This is a genomic window from Streptomyces sp. NPDC026515 (assembly GCF_055567595.1).
In genome coordinates this window covers 102,785-119,310 of the sequence record NZ_JBVHQD010000009.1, presented here as the reverse complement: position 1 = coordinate 119,310, position 16,526 = coordinate 102,785, and the positions used below count along the sequence as shown (strand labels likewise).

General features: G+C 70.0%; 16 protein-coding genes. 14 read left to right on the top strand and 2 right to left on the bottom strand.

Annotated features, from left to right (window positions below; all coding sequences use genetic code 11):
- Positions 1-63 precede the first annotated feature (63 nt).
- Positions 64-888, top strand: coding sequence for an AfsR/SARP family transcriptional regulator (locus ACZ4O3_RS20375; RefSeq protein WP_467723403.1), 825 nt, complete (start codon positions 64-66; stop codon positions 886-888).
- Between the two features lie 191 nt (positions 889-1,079).
- Here ACZ4O3_RS20375 and ACZ4O3_RS20370 read toward each other — a convergent pair whose 3' ends face one another.
- Together ACZ4O3_RS20370 and ACZ4O3_RS20365 are read right to left on the bottom strand one after the other, a co-directional pair.
- Positions 1,080-1,253 carry an ABC transporter ATP-binding protein gene (locus ACZ4O3_RS20370; protein WP_467723401.1) on the bottom strand — a complete coding sequence of 58 codons (174 nt, stop codon included), beginning with the start codon at positions 1,251-1,253 and terminating at the stop codon, positions 1,080-1,082.
- Positions 1,254-1,267: 14 nt separating this feature from the next.
- Positions 1,268-2,281: a phosphatidylglycerol lysyltransferase domain-containing protein gene (locus tag ACZ4O3_RS20365; protein ID WP_467723400.1), complete on the bottom strand. Its 1,014-nt coding sequence runs from the start codon at positions 2,279-2,281 to the stop codon at positions 1,268-1,270.
- A gap of 355 nt (positions 2,282-2,636) precedes the next feature.
- Between ACZ4O3_RS20365 and ACZ4O3_RS20360 the strand changes: the two genes are divergently transcribed.
- From ACZ4O3_RS20360 to ACZ4O3_RS20300, 13 genes are all read left to right on the top strand, one after another.
- Complete coding sequence (locus ACZ4O3_RS20360; protein WP_467723398.1) at positions 2,637-4,181, top strand: aldehyde dehydrogenase family protein; 1,545 nt, start codon at positions 2,637-2,639, stop codon at positions 4,179-4,181.
- A 25-nt stretch (positions 4,182-4,206) separates the two neighbouring features.
- A complete protein-coding gene (locus ACZ4O3_RS20355) occupies positions 4,207-5,346 on the top strand; it encodes an acyl-CoA dehydrogenase family protein (RefSeq protein WP_467723396.1) in 1,140 nt (379 codons plus the stop codon).
- Between the two features lie 57 nt (positions 5,347-5,403).
- Complete coding sequence (locus ACZ4O3_RS20350; RefSeq protein ID WP_467723394.1) at positions 5,404-6,693, top strand: aspartate aminotransferase family protein; 1,290 nt, start codon at positions 5,404-5,406, stop codon at positions 6,691-6,693.
- Between the two features lie 2 nt (positions 6,694-6,695).
- Positions 6,696-7,178: a type II toxin-antitoxin system RatA family toxin gene (locus ACZ4O3_RS20345; RefSeq protein WP_467723392.1), complete on the top strand. Its 483-nt coding sequence runs from the start codon at positions 6,696-6,698 to the stop codon at positions 7,176-7,178.
- A 31-nt stretch (positions 7,179-7,209) separates the two neighbouring features.
- Positions 7,210-7,701 (top strand): hypothetical protein, encoded by a 492-nt coding sequence (locus tag ACZ4O3_RS20340; RefSeq protein WP_467723390.1) that lies wholly within the window; start codon positions 7,210-7,212, stop codon positions 7,699-7,701.
- On the top strand, positions 7,698-8,306 hold the full coding sequence (locus ACZ4O3_RS20335; RefSeq protein ID WP_467723388.1) for a flavin reductase family protein: 609 nt from the start codon (positions 7,698-7,700) through the stop codon (positions 8,304-8,306). The genes ACZ4O3_RS20340 and ACZ4O3_RS20335 overlap by 4 nt, the downstream gene beginning before the upstream one ends.
- A 63-nt stretch (positions 8,307-8,369) precedes the next feature.
- Entirely contained in the window at positions 8,370-9,341 is a 972-nt protein-coding gene (locus ACZ4O3_RS20330) for a VlmB-like protein (RefSeq protein ID WP_467723386.1), read from the top strand.
- 10 nt (positions 9,342-9,351) lie between these two features.
- Positions 9,352-10,377: a beta-ketoacyl-ACP synthase III gene (locus ACZ4O3_RS20325; protein ID WP_467723384.1), complete on the top strand. Its 1,026-nt coding sequence runs from the start codon at positions 9,352-9,354 to the stop codon at positions 10,375-10,377.
- Between the two features lie 37 nt (positions 10,378-10,414).
- Positions 10,415-10,651: an acyl carrier protein gene (locus ACZ4O3_RS20320; RefSeq protein WP_293988061.1), complete on the top strand. Its 237-nt coding sequence runs from the start codon at positions 10,415-10,417 to the stop codon at positions 10,649-10,651.
- Positions 10,644-12,149 carry an APC family permease gene (locus ACZ4O3_RS20315; protein WP_467723381.1) on the top strand — a complete coding sequence of 502 codons (1,506 nt, stop codon included), beginning with the start codon at positions 10,644-10,646 and terminating at the stop codon, positions 12,147-12,149. Before ACZ4O3_RS20320 ends, ACZ4O3_RS20315 begins: the two co-directional genes overlap by 8 nt.
- Positions 12,146-13,909 carry a long-chain-fatty-acid--CoA ligase gene (locus ACZ4O3_RS20310; RefSeq protein WP_467723380.1) on the top strand — a complete coding sequence of 588 codons (1,764 nt, stop codon included), beginning with the start codon at positions 12,146-12,148 and terminating at the stop codon, positions 13,907-13,909. Before ACZ4O3_RS20315 ends, ACZ4O3_RS20310 begins: the two co-directional genes overlap by 4 nt.
- Positions 13,910-14,074: 165 nt before the next feature.
- Positions 14,075-14,893 (top strand): helix-turn-helix domain-containing protein, encoded by an 819-nt coding sequence (locus ACZ4O3_RS20305; protein ID WP_467723378.1) that lies wholly within the window; start codon positions 14,075-14,077, stop codon positions 14,891-14,893.
- A gap of 149 nt (positions 14,894-15,042) precedes the next feature.
- Positions 15,043-16,509, top strand: coding sequence for an MFS transporter (locus ACZ4O3_RS20300; RefSeq protein WP_467723376.1), 1,467 nt, complete (start codon positions 15,043-15,045; stop codon positions 16,507-16,509).
- Positions 16,510-16,526 lie beyond the last annotated feature (17 nt).

Sequence of the window (16,526 nt, the reverse complement as noted above, 5' to 3'; positions counted from 1 at the left end):
GTGCTCCAGATATGCGGAGTCATTTGCTCCAATTTATGTGCGTCCGGCGCCCGGCAGGGTCGCATGCACATGATCGAGATGGTCACCATCCGAATGGGGGAAACTTTGCGCTTCTGTATTCTCGGTCCGCTCCTTGTGTTCAATGGCGAGCGGGCTGTCCGGCTTCAGGGGAGGTTGCAGAACAGGCTCTTGCTCACACTCCTCGTCAATGCCGGACAGATGGTGATAATCGACGATCTGATCAACGAGGTCTGGGCGAACGATCAGCCTGTCTGCGTGGAGAACGCCCTGCAGGCTCATGTGAGTCGGCTGCGTCGACGGCTCTCCGCGCTCGAACCGGAGGTCGACCGGCCGCGGCTGATCACCCACACCTCCGGCTACCAGCTGCGGGTCGAGCCCGGCGAGCTGGACAGCGATCTCTTCCAGCAAGAGGTCGAGCGCATCCGCGCGGCGGTCCCCACGGGCTCGCCCCTGGAGGCCGTCTGTCAGCTGCGTGCGGCCCTGGACCTCTGGCGGGGCCCCGCGCTCGGCGGGGCCGTCGGCGGGCCGATGTACGAGGCCGCCAAGGTGCGGTGCGAGGAGATGCGCCTGTCCGCGCTCGAACTCCTCTATGACCTCGAACTGGAGAGCGGTAACCATGTGAGAGCGGTGACCGAACTGCGCCAGTTGCTGGTCGAGTTCCCCTTCCACGAGCGCCTGCGACAGCAACTGATGACCGCGCTGCACAGGTCGGGCCGTCAGACTGAGGCGCTCGCCGTCTACCGTCAGCTGTGGTGCCGACTGACCGACGAGCTGGGTCTCGAACCGACACCGGCGATGCGCGAGTACGAGCGCGCGCTGCGCGAGGGCGCCGCGGACCTGAACTCGGCGCCGGTGGTCTCAGGCTGAGGCGGTTCCTCTCCCGGCTCTTCCGCTCCTTCCCTTCCCTCCCTTTCTGTTCCTTTCGGCCTTCGTCGCACCACGCGCTCCGGCATGACCGTTGACGCGCACGCACGCATGCCGCGACACGGCCGACAGGGACAACGCCTGCGGGCCGGCCCGGAGTTCTCTCCGGGCCGGCCCGCCTGTGTTCCGGACGGTTATGCCGACGTGCCCGCCGTGGTGAGCAGCAGTTCCTCCAGGGCGGCCAGCGCACGGTCCGCCGCCGCGGCGGCTTCCGCGTCGTCCGGGTCGCCGCACAGCGCGGTGAAGTGCTCGATGACCTCGGCCTGGATGTCCGGAATCCGCCCGGTCGGTGTCGGCGTGTCAGTCACGGGTGCTCCTCTGGTCACAGCGCGCCGGCGGCGCGGAAGATGTGGACGAACGCATTGACGCTGGCGGGGCCCTGGAAGGCGACGTACTCGGTGAGCACCAGGCTCTGGTTCCACTTCTGCTTGTACGCGAGCTGGGTGGCGGCGGGGTACACGTCCTTGCCGTTCTCCCACAGGAAATGCATGAACCACCGGAAGGCCGCGCTGCTGCCCGGCATCTCCACCTTCTCGTCCAGGGTGGTGAAGGGCGTGAATCCGAAGTGCAGCCAGGGGACCTGCTCCTGGAGGAAGGCATCGATGGCGGTCTTGTTGATCGCTTCCATCAGCCCCGGCGAGAGGTCGGGCCGCCGCCGGCTCAGGTCGTGCATCCAGCCAGGCCGGGTGCCGTAGACCGGCGAGTACAGGATGTAGCCGGCCGGCGCGCCGTCGATCAGACCGAGGAACAGCCGGCGGTACCGCTGCGCGGGGCCGCCGCACTGACCGACGAGGTACTCCAGCTGCTTGGCGCCCTCGCCCTTCAGGGGCAGCCACATCCGGTCGATACCGACGATCGCTTCACGCCATTCCTCGTAGTCCGCCTCGATCACGGTGAGCCCGTTGCGGAAGGCCCGCGAGATCTTGTTCCGAAGCTGCATGAACCGGGTCCCGGACAGCGTGAACGTGGTGAGGTCGACCGCGTACGAGGAGCCGATCTGATTCACCGTGAAGCCCCGCTCGGCGTAGATCCGGGCGTCTCGCTCCTGCAACTGGACGGAGACCACCTGGTATCCCCGGTCCGCCGCGAACTGCATGAATCCGTCAAGTAGTTCGCGATAGCACTCGTCGGGCGCGAACGGGCCTCCGAACTGCACCAGATAGGGGCCGGCCGGACGATAGACGATCACTCCGTCGCGGCCCGGAAGGGTGAAGTACGAATTCCCTTGGCTGACCGCGAGGAATGAGCTTGGATTGTCGGACTCCGCATGATTGCGGATGGCGTTGTGCACAAAATCGAAGGAGACTGCTTCGTCGCTTATGACGCTCTCGGTCATACCATCCACCTCGCTCAGGACTGTTCGGGGTGCCGTATTCCGATACCAGTCGGAGGATGGCGACTATGGCATGCGCCCGCATGCTCCGCAAGTGCTGCGAAAACGGCGGCGGATGACGTAGGGAAATGTCAGCGAGGCGTCAACGAGTAGTCAGCGGGAACTCCGGTCAGACCGATGTCAGCGCAGGATCAGGGGCCCTCTGCCAGGATCTCGGACGTCGAAAGGCCACTTGGCGCAAGAGAGAAGGATCGTGGCAGTGCGTGAAATCTCCAGCGGCCCTGATCAGGTGACGAAAGAGCGTACCAAACCCCTGCTCAGTTACCACTCTTATGTCGGAGGAAAAGATATCGAGGGTATGGGCTGGGTTTATACGGTCAGTTCCAAGTCCCTCCTCGAGGACGTGTTCACCAGCGTGAGTCTCAAGCGGGCGCTGGAGCAGGATCCCGACCCGCGCTCCGTTGCGGCACAGCACCCCTACGTGGTGGGCCGCTGCGGGGTGATCGGTATGCCCGACGTCGTCGCGGCCACCGAGGCCGCGGCCGCCGCCGTGGACGCCTGGTCCACCACTCCGCTCGCCGACCGGCTGCGGCTCGGTGCCCGGTTCCGGGACGAGCTCATCGAACACCGGGACACCATCCTGGAGATCATGGTCGCCGAGGCCCACCCGGTCACGCTGGCCCGCTGGGAGCTGACCTGTCTCATCCAGGCGTACAGCGACGAGAGCCTGGCCTGGTACGAGCAGCAGATGTATGCCGAGCGCGAGTACCTCGGCCGCAGACTGGTCGTACGCCGGCAGGCGGACGGGGTGGTCGCCATCAACCCGCCGCAGAACGCGCCGGTACCCAACTCGGGCCTCGCGGTACTGGCGTTGATGGCCGGAAACGCCGTGGTCGTCCGGGCCCCGCGCAGCATCGCCCTGAGCACTCTCTACATCCTGCGCGAGCTGGCGGTACCGCTGCTGGAGGAGATGCAGGCCCCGCCCGGCACCCTGAACATCGTCTGCGGCACCCCACAGAAGATCATCGACCACTGGCTGGACGACCCGCGGGTCAACGACATCATGTACTTCGGCGCCAGCGAAGCCGGGCTGAGGTTCGAGCAGGAGTGCGTCGCTCGCGGCAAGAAGCCCATCCTCGAACTCGCGGGCAACGACACCCTGGTGGTCTGGAAGGACGCCGACGTCTCCGCCGCCGTGGAGGCGATCTGCGAGGCCTTCTACGGGTCCGGCCAGATCTGCATGGTGCCCAACTGCGTGATCGTGCACCCTGAGATCGCCGAGGAACTCATCGGCCGGCTCAAGTCCGCCGCCGAGGCCATCACCCCCGGATACCCCGACGACCCCGACGTTCTGCTGTCACCGGTCCGGCGCAGTGAGCGGTTCTTCGCGCTGCTGCGCCAGGCCCTCGACCAGGGCGGCCGGCTCGTCTGCGGAGGCCGGCGGGTGGAACTCGACGGCACGCCTTCCCAGGCCGGCCAGTTCCTCCAACCGACCGTCGTACGGGTTGACGGGATGGCCGAGTCGGCGGCCTTCGACATGGTGCGCCAGGAGACGTTCTTCCCCCTGCTGCCCGTCGTCGTCCCGGCCCCGACCGCCGACGCCACCCTGCTCGAGGACGTCATCGACTTCGTCAACGGCAACGACTACGGGCTGCGCAACTCGCTGTGGGCCCGCTCCGCCGACGTCATCGACCGCTTCGTCACCCGGGTGCGCAACGCGGGCCTGCTCAAGGTCAACGACTCCCACATCGGCTTCCTGCCCGTCGTCCCCACCCACGGCGGGACGGGGCTCACCGGCGGCGCGTTCGGTGAGGGCAACTACCCCATGCTCAAGACCTCCCACGTGCAGGGGGTGAGCCTCGGCAAGGGGATCTCACCGCGCGTGGCCATGTTCGAAAACTGACGGACACCCGAGTCAGGAGTCCCTGATGCGCTCCCTCGACCTGGCCCGCGCGGCCTGCGAACGCCACCACCCCGGCCTGCTCAAGGCCCTCGAGGAGGAACCGCTCGCGGCCCGTGAGGCGGCCGACAGCCCCGTGATCGACATCTTCCGGGCACATGGCGGCCCCACCCTGCTCGTGCCCACCCAGTACGGCGGCCTCGGCGTCCAAGCCCTGGAAGCCGTACAGGTCACCCGGGCCATCGGCGCCCTGTCGCCGTCCCTCGCGGCCGGCGCCACCATGCACAACTTCACTGTGGCCATGCTCTTCCAGCTGGTCGAACGGCTCGGCGCGGCGACGGCCGAGCAGACCGAGGTGCTGCACCGCATCGCACCGGAGCGGATGCTGCTCGCCTCGGGGTGGGCGGAGGGCCGTACCGAACAGAACATCCTCGCCCCCACGGTCGTCGCCACCCCGACCGAGGGCGGCTTCCTGGTCAACGGTGCGAAGAAGCCGTGCAGTCTGTCGGGCTCGATGGATCTGCTCACCGCGAGCGCCTTCCTCCCCGACGAGAACGGCACCCCCCAGCTGGTCATCCTGCTCGTACCCGCGAAGACCCCGGGCGTCTCCCTGCACCCGTTCTGGGGCACCGGTGTCCTCGCCGCCGCACAGAGCGACGAGGTGCGGCTGAAGGACGTCTTCGTCCCGGAGTACCAGGTGATCCGGGCGACCCCGGAGGACCCGGGCCGCCTCGACGACCTGCAGACCGCCGCGTTCGTCTGGTTCGAACTGCTCGTCACCTCCGCCTACGTCGGGGTCGCCGCCACGCTCACCGAACGCGTCCTGGAGCGCCGCCGCGGCAGCGTGAGCGACCGCGCCGCACTCGCCGTCCAGCTGGAGTCGGCCGTCGCGCTGACCGAGGGCATGGCACGCGCCGTCGACGACGGCGCGGCCGGCGACGGCGCGGTGGCCGCCGTCCTCGTCACCCGGTTCGCCGTCCAGAAGGCGCTGGCCGCGGTGAGTGACCTGGCCGTCGAACTCCTGGGCGGTATCGCCTTCATCGAGTCGCCGGACATCGCCTACCTCTCCTCGGCCGTACGGCCCCTCGCCTTCCACCCGCCGTCCCGTACCAGCACCACCGAGGCGCTGGTCGAGTACTTCGCCGGCGGCCCCCTGCTGCTCTCCTGAGCCGCATTCGTCACCGTCCCCGTCAGTCCACGTGCCAGCAGCCCGAGGAGGGCGAGTATGACCACCTATGTGGAGGCCGACCGCACGGCCGACACGGAGGCCGAGATCCTGGGCCTGTACCGCAAACATCTGAGCAAGGGCCGTGCCACCGTCGCCGAGCTGTTCGGCAGCCACATGGAGGTCGAGTCCTCCGGTGCCCGGCTGCGCACCAGCGACGGCAAGGAGTACCTCAACTGCAGCGGCTACGGCGTCTTCATCATGGGTGCCCGGCACCCCCGGGTGATGGAGCTGGTCCGCAGGCAGCTGGAGACCCACCCCATCGCGACCCGCATCCTGCTGGAGCCGACGGTCGGCCGGGCGGCCGAGGCACTGTCCTCCGTCGTCCCCGCACATCTCAACCGCATCCACTTCGCCCTCTCCGGTGCCGAGGCCGTCGAGACCGGCCTCAAACTGGCCCGGGCCAACGGCAAGAAGCGCCTGGTCTCCATGCGGATGGGCTACCACGGCAAGACCCTGGGCGCGCTGTCGGCCACCGCCAAGGAGGTCTACCAGAAGCCGTTCCGGCCGTTGCTCGCCGATGTCACGCACATCCCCTTCGGTGACCTGGAGGCGCTGGAGGAGGTGCTCAGCGCGCACCCCGGCGAGACCGCGGTGATCGTCGAGCCGGTCCAGGGCGAGGGCGGGGTCATCCTGCCGCCCGCCGGCTACCTGCCGGGCGTCGAACGGCTGGTGCGCACGTACGACGGTTTCCTCATCCTCGACGAGGTGCAGACCGGCATGGGCCGGCTCGGCGAGTGGTGGGGCGCGGACCTGTACGGAGTCAACCCGGATGTCCTGCTCGCCGGCAAGGCGCTCGGCGGCGGGGTGATGCCGGTGTCGGCGGCGCTCGCCAGCCGCAAGACCTTCGCTCCGTTCGACAAGGACCCCTATCTGCACACCGGCACCTTCACCGGGGCCCCGGTCCTGATGGCCGCGGTGCAGGGCGCGATCGAGGTGGTCAAGGAGGAGCGGCTGGTCAGCAGGGCCGCCGAGCTCGGCGGCCGGCTGCTGCCCGAGCTGTCCCGGATCGCGCACCAGAACCTGCCCGGCCTGGTGAAGGAGGTGCGCGGCCAGGGCCTGCTGATCGGCATCGAGATGGTGGAGGCGGGCCTGGCCGGAGAGCTGCTGATCGAGCTGTTCAACCACGGTGTCGTCGGCAACCACTCCATGAACGGCAGCTCGGTCGCCCGGTTCACCCCGCCGGCCATCCTCACCGACGCCGACGTCACCTTCCTGCTCGAAGCGTTCGACAAGGCCACGCGCGACCTCCTCGCGGAGCGCGCCCGGATGCCCGAAGGCGGTCGGTAGAGATGCGGAAGGTCATTCTGGACGCGGTGATCCACGGCACGGACCCGGGCACCGTCTTCGAGAACGTCGTGCAGTTCAAGCGCTACCCCGAACTGTCGCCCCACGTACAGGCCACCGAGGTCACCGAGACCCGGCCGAGCGCCACCGGGGCCTCCAGCTGGGAGCTGCTGTTCCGCAGTGGGCTGCTCCAGTGGTCGGAGACCGAGCGGTTCCTCAAGGACGACCTGCGCATCGAGTTCGAGCAGACCGAGGGCGACTTCGAGACCTTCCACGGCCACTGGTCGCTGGGCCCGGACGGCGCCGACACGGTCCTGCACTTCGAGTGCGACTTCGACTTCGGCATCGAGAGTCTCGAAGGAATCCTCGACCCGATCGCCGAGCGCGTGATCAAGGAGACCGTGGCGTGGGCCGTGGTCGGGCTGCACGACTCGGTCCGCCTGGAGGGCGACCTGGAGCTGTTGCCGACCGCGACCGCCGACCGCTGACCACCCCGCCCGTGAGCTGAGGAGCCGAGCCATGGACATGGCCAACCCGTTCGAGACCCCCGTCACCTACCGACTGCACCGCGCCGAGTACCTCGTCGGGCTCGCGGTGACCATCGGGCTGTTCGGCGCCCACATCGGGGAGGTGCGCTGGATACCGGCTGTCATCCTCTTCGCCTACATCGACCTGATCGGCTACATCCCGGGGGCCGTCGCCTACCGGCGCAGCCCCGGCCACCGGGTCGCCAAGGGCTACTACGTCGCCTACAACACCATGCACAGCCTGATCACGCAGACCGTGGTCGCCGGGATCTGGATGCTGGTGTACAAGCCCGAGTGGGCCCTGCTGGTCCTGCCGATCCACCTGTTCGCCGACCGGGGCGTGTTCGGGAACTTCCTCAAGCCCTTCGCGCTTGGCTTCGAGCCCGAGCCCAACCCGGCCTACACCCGGCTTGCGGCCGAACTGCACTGCCGCCGCGGCCCGCACGAGACGGCCGGGGCGGGCGTCACCGCGGCCCGCACATGAGCGGCCGCCGGACGGCGGGCTCCGACGCGGGGTCGGCCGACGCAGGGCCGGCCCACGCGGGGTCGGCCGACGGAGGGCTGGTCTCCGCCCTCCGGCTGACCACCGGCGTCACCGTCCTGACGGCCCACGCCGACGGCCGGATGCACGGATCCACGGTCAGTGCCGCCGGACTGGTCTCCCGCAACCCGCCGGTCGTCGCGGCCGGCCTGCGCCCGGACTCCGCCCTGCTCGAACTGGCCCACGACTCGGGCCGGTTCGCCGTGAACGTGCTGTCCGGCCGCCAGGCCCTGCTCGCCGACTGGTTCGCCAACCCCGAACGCCCCGTGGGCGCCGCCCAGTTCGAGCCACTGGGCTGGGCGCCGGACCCGGAGACCGGACTGCCGCTGCTGGGCCACGCGCTCGCCCACCTGATCTGCCGGGTCTCGGGCCGGTTCGCGGTCGGCGACCACGAACTGCTCCTCGGCACGGTGCAGACGGGCTGGCACGGCAGCGGCACCCCGCTGATCAGCTTCGAGGGCGGCCTGCACGGCGCGGAGTTCCACGAGGTCCCGCGGCGGCGCGGACGGCGCGGCGTGACCGGTGCCCTCGCCGTCGCGCTGGACTGACCGCCGTCCGGCGCCCCGCCCCCCTGTCCCGTCCGACCCCGACGTACGACGAGAGGAACCGACATGACCAGCAATGTTCCCGCCGAGACCGGCTGGGACACGGCGCCGGGACTGCTCGACGGCGCGATGAACCTCAACCTCACGCCCCAGCAGTGCGATCTGGCGTACTGGCTCGGCGGGGTCGCCCAGGGCACCCTCGTCGGCCGGGCCGCCACCGGGCACACCGACGAGGAGCCCACCCCCGCCCACATGCGTGAGGACGGGCCGCTGCGTGACGCGCTCATCATGGAGCTGGGTTGCCGGTCGGTGGCCGAGACCGAGGCGACGAAGGTGCTCGCCCACTACGTGGCGGGCGCTCCCGACACCGCGGGCCTGGAGTTCTTCGCCACCCAACTCCTGGACGAGGCCAGGCACGCCATGGTCTTCCGCAACCACCTCCTCGAACTCGGCGTCCCGGCTGCCGAGTTGGAGGCCACCGTGGCGAAGGTCTCCGCCGACTACACCCGTGAGGTCGTCGATCCGATCCTGGACTTCGCGCTGCGCGCCGTGCGGGACGAGCAGGACTTCGCCGGCGGGGTCGCCGTGTTCACCATCGTCATCGAGGGTGTGCTGGCCCCCGCCGCCGAGCTCAGCGAACGCAAGTGGAACGTCCTGGACCCAGCCGCCGGCGCCATCGCCCGCGGCGCCTCCATCGACGAGATCCGCCACCTCTCGGTCGGCAGCACCATCGTCCGCGACCACCTGCTCCGGCACCCCGACTACCGCCCGCGGCTGATGGACATCCTGGAACGCGGCCGTACGCTCTGGGAGCGGATCCCGGACCGCAAGTACGTCCTGGAGCGGGAGGAACTCTTCCAGGAGGGCATGCGGGAGCACGCCGAACTCATCGCGGACTACGAGGTGTTCCCCGGTCGCCGGCTCCTCGACACCACACCCGGGGAGCGCTACGACCTCGCCGAGCGGTGGACGGACGAGATGGCCGACAGCCGCTTCGCGTACATGGGCCTCGACCCCGCCGTCATGCGGATCGCCTGAGCGGGCCGCCATGACCGGTGACCGGTACACCCCGACCTGCGTGATCAGCGGACTCGGCGCCTGGCTGCCGCCGCGTGTGGTCACCAATGATGAACTCACCGCCCACCTCGACACCTCGGACAGTTGGATCCGGGAGCGCACCGGCATCGCGGCCCGCCGTCGCGCCGCGCCCGGTGTGTCCACGGGCGACCTCGCCGTCGCGGCCGGCGAACTGGCCCTCAAGGCGGCGGGCGGAGGCCCGGTGGACGCGGTCGTCCTCGGCACCACGACCCCGGACCGCCTCTGCCCCGGGACGGCACCCGAGGTCGCCTCCCGGCTCGGGCTCACCGGAGCCGCCGCGTTCGACGTGTCCGCCGTGTGCACCAGCTTCCTGTACGGTCTCGCCACCGCGGCCGGGCTCATCGCCACCGGCACCGCCGAGAGCGTCCTGTTGATCGGGGCCGAGACGTACTCGACGATCCTGGACCCCGACGACCGTACGACTTCGGTGATCTTCGGCGACGGCGCCGGAGCGATGGTGCTCAGGGCCGGCCGCCCCATGGAGCCCGGAGCCGTCGGCCCGGTGCTGCTCGGCAGCGACGGCAGCCAGAGCGACCTCATCCAGATCCCGGCCGGCGGCTCCCGGCAGCGCTCCACGGGCTCCGTCGCCCCCCGGCAGGACCACTACTTCCGGATGAACGGCTCCGACACCTACCGCAACGCCGTGCTGCGCACCACCGCCGTCGCGCAGGCGGCCCTGGAACGGCGGGGCTGGAGCCCCGACCAGGTCGACCGGTTCGCCGCCCACCAGGCCAACGCCCGGATCGTGGACGCGGTCTGCGTCCGGCTCGGCATCCCGCCGGGGGAGCAGCGCCTCAGCAACATCGGGCGGGTCGGCAACACGGCTGCCGCCTCCGTTCCGCTGCTGCTGGCCGAATCCGTCGTCGAGGGGCGGCTGCGACCCGGCGACCGGACCCTGCTGGCCGCCTTCGGCGGCGGCCTCACCTGGGGCGCCACCACGGTCCTGTGGCCCGACGTGCCAGCACTGACCGGCTGAGATCCGAACCCGACAACACGGCCCTGGGGAGGACCACGTGTACGAAGACGTCAAGAAGATGCTGATCACGTCCTTCAACGTCATGGAGGAGGACTTCCACGACGGCGCCAGTCTCACCGACCTCGGCCTGGACTCGCTCGACCTCGTCGAGCTGGCCATGCAGCTGGAGACGCTCGGCGCCAAGGTCACCGACGACGAACTCGCCGACGCGCCGAGCCTCGAAGCCGTCGTCGCCCTGCTGGAGAACCGCAGTCAGGGAGCGACCCATGCGTAGCACCTCGTCCCCGTCCGCCCCGCCGTCCGAGAGCGGCCGGCTCTCCCTCAGCCTCACCACACCGAAGATCGTCTTCCTGATCATCGCCGCCGCCGCCCCGCTCGCCGCCATGGTCTGCACCGTGCCGCTCGCCTTCGCCCTCGGCAACGGACCGGGCGTACCCGCGATGTTCGTGTTCGCCGGCCTGACCCTGATGTGCTTCTGCGTCGGCTACGCCGCGATCAGCCGCCGCGTCGTCAACGCGGGAGGCTTCTACACCTACATCTCCAGCGGTCTCGGCCGGCCACCCGCGGTCGGCGGCGGCCTCATCGCGGTGGTGGCCTACAACACCGCCTCCGTGGGGCTGCTCGGCGCCTTCGCCTACTTCGCCCAGCTCGTCGCGGCCTCGCACGGGCTCGACCTGCCCTGGGAGGTGTGGGCGGGAGCCGGACTCGTGGTGGTCGCCGTGCTCGGCTACCGGCAGATCGACCTGAGCGCCCGGGTGCTCGCCGTGGCCATGTGCTGCGAGGTGGGCATCCTGTTGCTGCTCGCCGTGGCCGTGCTGGTCCGGGACGGCGGCTCGGCGCTGCCGGCCACCTCGTTCGCGCCGCACACCCTCGCCGGAGCCGGCACCGGCGTGTCGATGATGTTCGCGTTCATCTCCTTCATCGGGATCGAGTCCGCGGCCCTCTACGGCGAGGAGGCGCACGACCCGGAGCGCAGTGTCTCCCGGGCCACCTACATCGCCGTCTCCCTCATCGCGCTCTTCTACGGCTTCATCAGCTGGATCGCGGTCGGCGCGGTCGGCGCGGCCGACGTCCAGCGGGTGGCCACCCACCAACTCGGCGATCTCTTCTTCAACCTGAGCGACGACTACCTGACGGCCGGGCTCACCACCGTCATGCAGATCCTGCTGTGCCTGAGCCTGTTCGCGGGCTGGCTGGCCCTGCACAACGCCGCCAACCGCTACATGTTCGTGCTCGGCCGGGAGCGGGTGCTGCCCGGCTTTCTCGGCGCAGTGCACCCCCGACTCGCCTCGCCGTACCGGGCGAGCCTCGTCCAGACCGTGTTCAGCCTCGTGACCGCCGCGGCGTTCGCGGTCGCGGGCCTCGACCCGTACCTCGGGCTGACCACCAGCATGCTCGGCCTCGGCACACTGGGGATCGTCTTCCTCCAGGCGGTGGCCTGCCTGTCCGTCATCGGCTACTTCCGGCGCAGGCGCGACCGTCACTGGTGGCGCACCATGGTCGCGCCCGGACTCGGCTTCGTCGGCCTCGTCGTCGCCACCACCCTGGTCGTGACCAACTTCGACACCATGACCGGCACGGACAACCCGGTCGTCGGTTCGCTGCCCTGGCTGATTCTCGCCGGCGCCGTGCTCGGCCCCGCGTACGCGCTGTGGATCCGCGCCGCCCACCCCGAACGCTATGCGCGCCTGGCCGGCGTGGCCACCCGGGGCGAGACCGCACCCCGCGGCCGCGAGGTCGGCGAGGCCGTGCCGGCCGGGGGCCGGCCATGACCGCGGACCTCGAGGGGCTGGCCCGCGCCGACGCCATGACCTGGGGCATGCGGGACTTCGTGGCCCTGCTCAACGAGGCCGTTCGGCTCCGGCTCGCCGCCCCCGAGACCCGTACCGCACCCACCACCCTGGCGGCACCCGGCCCCGGTGGCCGCCGCCCACCCCAGGCAGGGAAGGACAGGATGACCACCGGTCAGGACCCAGCGACCATCACGGCCCGGCTGCGCCGGCACGCCCTGGAGCGGCCCCGGCACACCGCGGTCGTCTGCGAGGGCCGTGAGACGACGTACGAACGCCTGCACCGGGAGAGCAACCGCACCGCGCACGCCCTGCGCGCCGCGGGGCTCACCCCGGGCTCGCGGGTTGCCTATCTCGGACGCGAGTCGGAGCACTACTACGACATCGTGCTGGGTGTGATCAAGGCCGGGCTCGTGATGGTCCCCATCAACTGGCGGCTCACCGCGCACGAGGTCGACCACGTCATGCGCGACTCCGGAGCCCGACTGCTCTTCGTGGAGCGGCGGTTCCTGCCCGTCGCCGAGCGGCTGCTGCCCGAACTGCCGGGCCTGGAACACATCGTGGTGACGGACGACGGCGACGACCGCGGTGCCGGACTGCACGTGTGGAAGGACGGCCGCCCCGACACCGACATCGGTCTCGGCGCCCGCACGGACGACGCCGTCCTGCAGATGTACACCAGCGGTACGACGGGCCTGCCCAAGGGCGTGGTACTCGCCCACCGCACCTACTTCACCTTCCAGGAGAACATGGCGGCGTCCGGCCTGGACTGGATCGACTGGCTGCCCGAGGACATCCACCTGATCTCCTTCCCCGGGCTGCACTCCGGCGGTATGGCCTGGTTCATGTTCGGTCTGGCGGCCGGCTCCACCAACGTCGTCATGCCGATGTTCGTCCCTGAGGAAGCGGTCCGGCTCATCCGGGAGCACAAGGTCACCACCACCTTCTGCGCGCCCGCGATGCTGCAGATGATGCTGGACGAACCGGGCGCGAACCGTGCGGCGTTCGCCTCGCTGCGCAAGGTCACCTACGGCGGCGCGCCGATGCCGGCCGACCTGATGCGTCGTTGCGTCGACGAGTTCGGCTGCGAACTGGCCCAGATGTACGCCTCGGCGGAGACCGGCTCCGTGGTCACCTGCCTCACCCCTTCCGAGCACCGTCCGGGCGGGCCGAAGGCCGGCTCCGCCGGACGGGCCTGCCCGGGCAACGAGGTGCGCATCCAGGACAGTGAGGGCAGGCCTCTGCCGAGGGGGGAAATCGGCCAGATCTGGGTCCGCAGTCCCGCGCACTTCGTGGAGTACTGGGGCAACCCCGAGGCCACCCGGCTGGCGCTGCGCGACGGCTGGCTGGCCATGCCGGATGCCGGCTACCTCGACGAGGACGGGTACCTGTACGTCTGCGACCGGATCAACGACATGATCATCGTCGCTGGGCAGAACATCTACCCGGTCGAGGTGGAGAACGCCATCAGGGACGCGAGCCCCGACGTCGCCGACGTCGCCGTGATCGGTGTGACCGACGAACGCTGGGGTGAACTGGCCAAGGCCGTGGTGGTGCTGCACCCGGGGCGGCGGACGACCGGACGTGAGCTCATGGTGGCCCTGCGCGGCCGGATCGCCGACTTCAAGATCCCGACACGGTACGAGTTCACCGACAGCCTGCCCCGCAATCCCACCGGCAAGGTGCTGCGCCGCGAACTGCGGGACCCCATCCGGCCGGATCTCGCCGCCGACCGGGCCTGACGGGCCCCCAACACCTCCCTGACGGGGTGCCGTACCGGGCGATCGGGTACGGCACCCGGTGGCAGGAAACCGATCGCACGGTGGTCGTGCGACGGCTGAGCGTCTACCGTGACAATGCCGAGGCGTCGCCATGGCGGCGAGCGGGACGGGGAGTGGAGTACACGCATGGCTGTGTCCGAGCGGGGTGCGCCGTCACAGGTGGGCTCGCTGCTGCGGGAGTGGCGCGAGCGCCGTCGCCTGAGCCAGGTGGACCTCGCCAACCAGGCGGGCGTGTCGGCCCGGCACATCAGCTTCCTGGAGACCGGGCGGGCCAAGCCCAGCCGGGCCATGGTCCTGCGCCTCGCCGAGCAGCTCGACGTCCCCATGCGCGACCGCAACCCCCTCCTGCTGGCGGCCGGCTACGCCCCCGCCTACGAGCAGAAGACCCTCGCCGATCCGGCCATGGGCCCGGTGCTGGACGCCGTCAGACAGGTGCTGCGCGGCCACGATCCCAACCCCGCGCTGGTCGTCGACGGCGAGTGGAACCTCGTCGAGGCCAACCGGGGCTTCGCACTGTTCACCGAGGGCTGCGCCCCCGAACTACTCGAACCCCCGATCAACGTGCTGCGGCTGGTCCTGCACCCCAAGGGCATGGCCCCTGGCGTCGCCAACCTCGGCGTGTGGCGGGCCAAGCTGCTCGGCCGGCTGCGCCGGCGCGCCGCCTCCGACCCCCGGCTGCGGCCGCTCTACGAGGAACTCCTGGAGTACCCCTGCGACCAGGAGGAGCCCGAGGTCGACATGCCCGTCGCGGGCGACATCTGCATCCCGTTCCAACTGCGCCGCGGCGATCAGGTGCTGTCCTTCTTCGGCACCCTCGCCACCTTCGGCACGCCACGTGACATCACCGTGGCCGAGCTGATCATCGAGTCGTTCTTCCCGGCCGACGGGATCACCGCGGACGCGGTCCGTGCATACGTCTCCACCGGCGCCGGAAACTTCTCGTAACCCGTTCTCCCTGGTCAGGTGGGGTAAGTAGGTCGTTCCTACCTCGGAAGTAATTGAGCTTCCTACCTCTGGACGGGACAGTTGGGCTCACCGCACACCCAGGTCGGCAGGCCGCCAGCTTCGGCCTGCCCTGATCAGGAGTTCCCTCCATGACCACTTCCGCCACTCCTGCCACGTCCCCGGGCGGATCAGCGCAAGCCAAGGCGGCCTCGACAGGGCCGCATCCGCTCACCCTGCCCATCGTCCTGGTCGGTGTCTTCCTGAGCGGCCTGGACTTCTTCATCGTCAACGTGGCGATCCCCGCGATCCAGGCGGACCTGCACGCCACCGAGGCGCAGATCCAGCTGATCGTCGCGAGCTACGCGCTGGTGTACGGCGTCGGCATGATCACCGGTGGCCGGCTCGGCGACCTGTTCGGCCGTCGCCGGCTGTTCGTGATCGCCCTGATCGCCTTCACCCTGGCCTCCGCTGCCTGCGGCCTTGCGCCCAACACCGGCGCGCTGCTGGCCTTCCGCGTCGTGCAGGGCGCCGGAGCGGCCCTGATGGCACCCCAGGTCCTCGCGATCTTCTCCACCGTGTACGAGGGACCCGCCCGCGCCCGCGCCATCAACTGGTACGGCGCGATCTCCGGTTTCGCCGCGGTCTTCGGCCAGCTCATCGGCGGTCTGCTCATCAAGTTCGACCTCTTCGGCATGGGCTGGCGCGCCTGCTTCCTCATCAACCTGCCGATCGGTCTGGCAGCCGCGGCGATGGCCCTCAAGTACGTGCCCGAATCCAAGGCACCGGGCCGTCCGAAGCTGGACCTGGTCGGCATGGTCCTGGTGACGGTGGCGCTGACAGCGGTCTGCCTGCCGTTGATCGAGGGTCGGCAGCAGGGCTGGCCCGCCTGGGCCTGGGTCCTGCTGGTGGGCTCGATCCCGCTGTTCACCGTGTTCGCCGTGCAGCAGAACCGGCTGCGCGCGAACGGCGGCTCGCCCTCCGTCGACCTCTCCCTCTTCAAGGAACGTGCCTTCACCGCCGGCCTGTTCGCCCAGCTGACCTTCTTCGCCAGCATGGCCTCGTACTTCCTGGTGCTCGCGCTGTACCTGCAGAAGGGCCGGCTCCTGGAACCCCTCGACTCGGGCCTCGTCTTCGGCGCCCTGGGAATCGGCTACATCATCACCTCCATGTCGGCCCGCAAGGTCGCCGCCCGCTTCGGCCCGCAGACCATCGCCGTGGGCTGTGTCATCCGGCTCGTCGGCATGGGCCTGCAGATCTGGGCCGTCGGCTCCATCGGGGTCCACGGCAACATCGGCTGGCTCATCCCCGGTCTGTTCCTCGACGGCGCCGGCATGGGGCTGGCCATCGCGCCGCTCGCCTCGACCGTGCTCGCCCGGGTCCCGGCCCACCACGCCGGCTCCGCCTCCGGAGTGCTGACCACCGGACTGCAGGTCGGCAACGGTGTCGGGGTGGCCCTCATCGGTCTCGTCTTCTACAACGTGCTCGGCGACGCCCCAGTGCCGGCGGACTTCTCCGACGCGTTCCGTGCCTGCCTCTACTACATCGTGGCGATCACCGTGCTCCTCGCCCTGATCGTGCAGGCACTCCCCAAGAACCCCGCCGCCGCGCCCAAGTGACGACACCGGCGCCGGCC